5 protein-coding genes are annotated in these 4,698 nt (G+C 42.0%); 3 read left to right on the top strand and 2 right to left on the bottom strand.

Annotated elements, in window-relative coordinates; all coding sequences use genetic code 11:
- Positions 1-16: 16 nt before the first annotated feature.
- Both QVP40_RS12245 and QVP40_RS12240 read right to left on the bottom strand, forming a co-directional pair.
- Positions 17-943: a helix-turn-helix transcriptional regulator gene (locus QVP40_RS12245; protein WP_022068676.1), complete on the bottom strand. Its 927-nt coding sequence runs from the start codon at positions 941-943 to the stop codon at positions 17-19.
- Positions 936-1,148: a TOBE domain-containing protein gene (locus tag QVP40_RS12240; protein WP_022068675.1), complete on the bottom strand. Its 213-nt coding sequence runs from the start codon at positions 1,146-1,148 to the stop codon at positions 936-938. Before QVP40_RS12240 ends, QVP40_RS12245 begins: the two co-directional genes overlap by 8 nt.
- 548 nt (positions 1,149-1,696) lie before the next feature.
- Between QVP40_RS12240 and modA the strand changes: the two genes are divergently transcribed.
- From modA to QVP40_RS12225, 3 genes are all read left to right on the top strand, one after another.
- Positions 1,697-2,605, top strand: coding sequence for a molybdate ABC transporter substrate-binding protein (modA, locus tag QVP40_RS12235; protein WP_022068674.1), 909 nt, complete (start codon positions 1,697-1,699; stop codon positions 2,603-2,605).
- Positions 2,606-2,652: 47 nt separating this feature from the next.
- The gene (modB, locus tag QVP40_RS12230; protein WP_022068673.1) at positions 2,653-3,348 is read left to right on the top strand and encodes a molybdate ABC transporter permease subunit; all 696 of its coding nucleotides are present in this window, start codon (positions 2,653-2,655) and stop codon (positions 3,346-3,348) included.
- A 261-nt stretch (positions 3,349-3,609) separates the two neighbouring features.
- Complete coding sequence (locus QVP40_RS12225; RefSeq protein ID WP_022068672.1) at positions 3,610-4,659, top strand: sulfate/molybdate ABC transporter ATP-binding protein; 1,050 nt, start codon at positions 3,610-3,612, stop codon at positions 4,657-4,659.
- The last annotated feature ends 39 nt before the right edge of the window (positions 4,660-4,698 follow it).

The raw sequence follows: 4,698 nt of genomic DNA, 5'->3' as shown, positions 1-4,698 counted from the left end.
TGGGCGAGTTCCCTTTTTATAAATATAAGATTTCTCCGGTTCGGGAGGTGTGGCAGCCGTTTTGCAGCCGGAGGGCAGTGCGGAATTCCGAAGAACGGATGATTTCTGCAAGAGCAGAAAAACCGGGCCGGTTCAGGGATTCCGTTTCCATTACAAGAAACATAGGAAGCTGCTGAAGAGGAATAAAATCCAGGTCTTTTGACTTGAATATGACGGATTCTGCTCCCAATGCAGCATCGGCCTGGCTGGTCAGAACTGCGTTTGCAGTAGAAAAATCAGAAACCAGTTCTTTCTGGTAGCCATTGATCTGATCTGGCAATATTTTGGCATCTTTCAGTAAAATATCCAGATACATTCGTCCGGTACTTCCCTTTTCTCTGTTTGCGAGAGCAACATCGGGACGTTTTAGATCACTGACGGACAATATATTTTTCGGATTTCCTTTTTGGACATAAAATCCAAGAGAATATTCATAAAGAACAAAAGCTGCAACGGACATACCGGGAAGCAGGGCAGGAATATGCTCAGGAAGAATACCGGCAGTGGTGGCATGAACTTTTTTAAAATAAAGAGAATACAGTCCGTTATAAGTATTTAGGTGTGAATGAAGCACTGGAAGTCCATGGGGATGAATAGCCATCTGGTTGATCAGATATTCCAGAGCTGGAGATTCCTGTCCGCTGATAATAAGACCGTTGGAATACAGAAGATAGTCTCTTTTCAGAAGAGAGCTTTCCGGCTGAAAACCGGGAAAAGGCAAAGGCGCTTCAGAGACAGATGCATCGCCTCCCTGAAGATACCGATTCAGCTGTTCCTCACTGATTCGAAGCTGTTTGCCTATTTTTGAAGATTCCAGTTCTCCGCGTTTGATGAGTTCGTAGACTGTAGTTTTTTTTATTTTCAGCTTGTCTGCAATTTCCTGGGCAGTGTAAAGCTTATTCATCAATTCCTACCATAACATTTGTGGCTTTGATAACAGCGTAGGCATCAGATCCAACTTCCAGACCAAGTTCTTCCACAGCCGCACAGGAAATGGTGGCAACAATAATATTTCCCCCTCCGATATCAATAGATACAATAGAATTTACAGCTCCTTTGTTAATGCTGACAACTTTTCCTTTTAACTGATTTCTTGCACTTAATTTCATGATGATTTCTCCTTTATATATTATTGTAAAAATTATTGGTATCTGTTATTTCTGTTACCGCGTACAGTATTTTCCATGACATCAAAAATTACTTGAGGTATTTTTTAATTTTTATTTCGGAAAGTAAACTGAAATGAAATCCGGTATGTTACTGTTTGCTGCATTTCGGGCAATATGGCTAAAATATTTTTAAATCACCTTCAGTAATGGTAATTGTCCTGTATATTTGGGGATATTGGAAACATACAAAAACATCTGGCAGAATATTGCCTGTGTGCAGTTGTTGTTTTACATTGCGATTCATTTCATTCCTGGCAGTCTGGTTAAAGTGTTTTCCCAATCACCTTCAGTAATAGTAATTGTCCTGCATACCCCGGGGACTCTGGTAAAGAATACAAAACACCTTGTGGGATAATATCACATGAACAGTAACTATTTTACTACTATTTACTATAACACAGTGGAAATGAATTGACAATAACAGTCTTCTGATATAAAATGAATAAAACAGAACTAAAACAAACTAAAATGAATAAAGGAGAAGGGAAATGAAGAAAAAACTGGCAGTTATTACACTTGCAGGAATGATGGCAGTCGGATTAACAGCAGGAAATGTACAGGCGGCGGAACCCAGCGGAGAGGTCTATGTATTTATTGCAGCCAGCCTTGCCAATGCAATGGAGGATATACAAAAGGACTTTAATCAGAAGTATCCGGATGTGGAGATTTTTTACAATGCGGACAGTTCAGGAACTCTCCAGACACAGATTGAGGAAGGATCCAGATGTGATATCTTTTTTTCAGCAGCAACCAAGCAGATGGATGCCCTTGTAGAGGAGAAACTGGCAAAGGAAGAGTCTGTAGTGAATCTTCTGGAAAATAAGGTTGTTCTGATTAAGACAAAAGATACAGAAACCAAAGTTACAGGATTTGAGAATATCACAGAGGCTGAGAATCTTGCCCTGGCAGGGGAGGATGTTCCTGTAGGACAGTATGCCAGAGAGATTTTTACCAACCTTGATATTATGGATCAGGTAGAGGCAATGGAAATCAACGAGGGAAAAAATGTAACAGAGGTTCTGGCAGCAGTGACCCAGGGAAGCAACGAGGTAGGGGTTGTATATGCAACAGATGCAGCTTCCGTGGCAGATCAGGTAGAAATCATTGCAGAGGCTCCGGCAGATGCTCTGAAAACTCCGGTTCTTTACCCGGTAGGCATGATAGAGGATGAAGAGGCTTTACCAGAGGAAAAAGTGGCAGCAGAGACATTTTTTGAGTATCTTCAGACAGAAGATGCGCTGAAAGTTTTTGAAGAGCATGGATTCAGCCCTTATACTGCTGAAGTGGAAGAGAACGACACAGAGGAAGCGGAAGATACACAGGCAGATCAGAAAACTGACTCAGAAGCAGAAGAAACTGGGGAAGCTCCCACTGAGCAGGAGAAAACAGCAGAGTGACATAGAAATAAGAATTTACCAAAGCTCTGTACATTGGAGAATGAATGATGAGTGAGTTTATACAGGAGATTAACTGGTCTCCTTTATGGATTTCCCTGAAAACAGGCGCGGTGGCTACTACTATCGCGTTCTTTCTGGGAATCTGGTGCGCCAGAAAAATAATGAAAATGAAGCCTGTGACCAGAGCAGTGTTTGATGGTATTCTGACAATGCCTCTTGTGCTGCCTCCTACAGTTGCAGGTTTTTTTCTGCTGATTATTTTCAGCCTGCGGAGACCTTTTGGAAAGTTTCTCCTGGAGAATTTTGATTTTAAGATCGTGCAGACATGGAAAGGGTGCATTGTAGCGGCTGCTGTAATAGCGTTTCCTCTGATGTACCGTAATGCCCGGGCAGCTTTTGAGCAGATAGACGTAAACCTGATCTATGCAGGACAGACCCTTGGAATGAGCGATCGGAAAATATTCTGGAAAGTTATTATTCCGGCAGCTGCTCCGGGCATTGTATCCGGTACAGTTCTTGCTTTTGCCAGAGCAATCGGGGAATATGGCGCAACCTCCATGCTTGCAGGAAATATTCTGGGAAAAACAAGAACTGTTTCTGTTGCAATTGCGGCGGAGACTGCGGCGGGAAATTATGATGTAGCAGGATTCTGGGTTGTGATTATTGTGCTTATTTCTTTTTTTATCGTGTCATTGATCAATATTGTATCAGGAAGAGGAATGAAAAGCAGACGGTGGATCTAAAAAGTAAATGGTTTGTATATGAATACAAAGCCATCAGTGAGAAACTACTGAATGATGCATAATGGAAGCAGTAATATGAGGATATAAAAGAAATGTCGGGTTTTTTATGTGTATCACATACAAACAGAAAAGAGCTTTGTGTTTTTGTGGCTGTTGGCGGTACGAAGGAAGAAAAACAAGAATCAATACCTGAATATATAAAAAAACATATTCAAGGTTTATAAAAACAACTGTCAGGGGAAAGTGAGACGGAAGGAAAATATGTCCATAAGTGTAAATATAGAAAAAAGCTTCAGAGGCTTTACTCTGAAAGTACAATTTGAGACGACGGATTTATCTACAGGAATTCTGGGAGCTTCCGGAAGCGGCAAAAGCATGACTCTGCGCTGCATTGCAGGTATTGAGACACCGGACAGAGGAAAGATTGTGATTCATGGAAAAACGGTTTTTGATTCAGAAGAAAAAATCAATCTGAAACCACAGGAACGCCAGGTAGGATATCTTTTCCAGAATTATGCGCTTTTTCCGACAATGACAGTTCGTGACAACATTCGTTGTGGATTTCGGGGCGAAAAAAAACTTCGAGACGAAAAAGTACAGGATTTTATCTGCCGATATCATCTGGAGGGGCTGGAAAATCGGTATCCCTCTCAGTTATCCGGAGGGCAGCAGCAGAGAGTTGCCCTGGCAAGAATGATGATTGGGGAGCCTGAGGTTATTCTTCTGGACGAGCCTTTTTCCGCTCTGGATGGATTTTTAAAAGACGTTCTTCAAAAGGATATGCAGGATTTCCTGAAGGAATATACGGGAGATATGATTATGGTCACTCACAGCAGAGATGAAGCTTTTCGATTCTGCAGGAATCTGATGCTTTTGAAAGAGGGAAAAACTCTGATATTTGGAGATACCCGGAAGCTTTTTGAGCAGCCGGAGTTTCTGGAAGCAGCAAGACTTACCGGGTGCAAAAACCATTCCAGGATCGAACGGCTGGGAGATTACGAGCTGTTTGCCCTAGACTGGGGCGTTGCTCTTCGTACAGAGAAAAAAATAGGATCCGATATCACTCATGTGGCAATCCGCGGACATTGGATGCAGGGAACGGATCACAAAACGGAAAACTGTATTTTGTTTCAGTCAGTGGATTATGTGGAAACGACCTTTGAGCATCAGTATCTGGTAAAAAGCCCGGAGATGGAAGAAGATGCAGTTCTCTGGTGGATGCGCCCCAAGGGCAGTTTTGACGAGCCTGCAGAAAAAAACCTGCCCCGGTATCTGTATCTTCCGTCAGAGCATTTAATGCTGCTGAAATAGAAAACTGTTTTTAAGATGTTTTTCTTTATAAATGCAGAG

The sequence above is a fragment of the Blautia sp. CAG:257 genome, from assembly GCF_000433815.1.
GTDB lineage: Bacteria > Bacillota > Clostridia > Lachnospirales > Lachnospiraceae > Blautia_A > Blautia_A caecimuris.
This window is presented reverse-complemented; position numbering and strand designations above follow the sequence as displayed.

Excerpts from the sequence above, each read along its gene's own strand:
- QVP40_RS12245 (WP_022068676.1), bottom strand. The coding sequence starts at position 943 with ATGAATAAGCTTTACACTGCCCAGGAAATTGCAGACAAGCTGAAAATA.
- QVP40_RS12240 (WP_022068675.1), bottom strand. The coding sequence starts at position 1,148 with ATGAAATTAAGTGCAAGAAATCAGTTAAAAGGAAAAGTTGTCAGCATT.
- modA (WP_022068674.1), top strand. The coding sequence starts at position 1,697 with ATGAAGAAAAAACTGGCAGTTATTACACTTGCAGGAATGATGGCAGTC.
- QVP40_RS12225 (WP_022068672.1), top strand. The coding sequence starts at position 3,610 with ATGTCCATAAGTGTAAATATAGAAAAAAGCTTCAGAGGCTTTACTCTG.
- modB (WP_022068673.1), top strand. The coding sequence starts at position 2,653 with ATGAGTGAGTTTATACAGGAGATTAACTGGTCTCCTTTATGGATTTCC.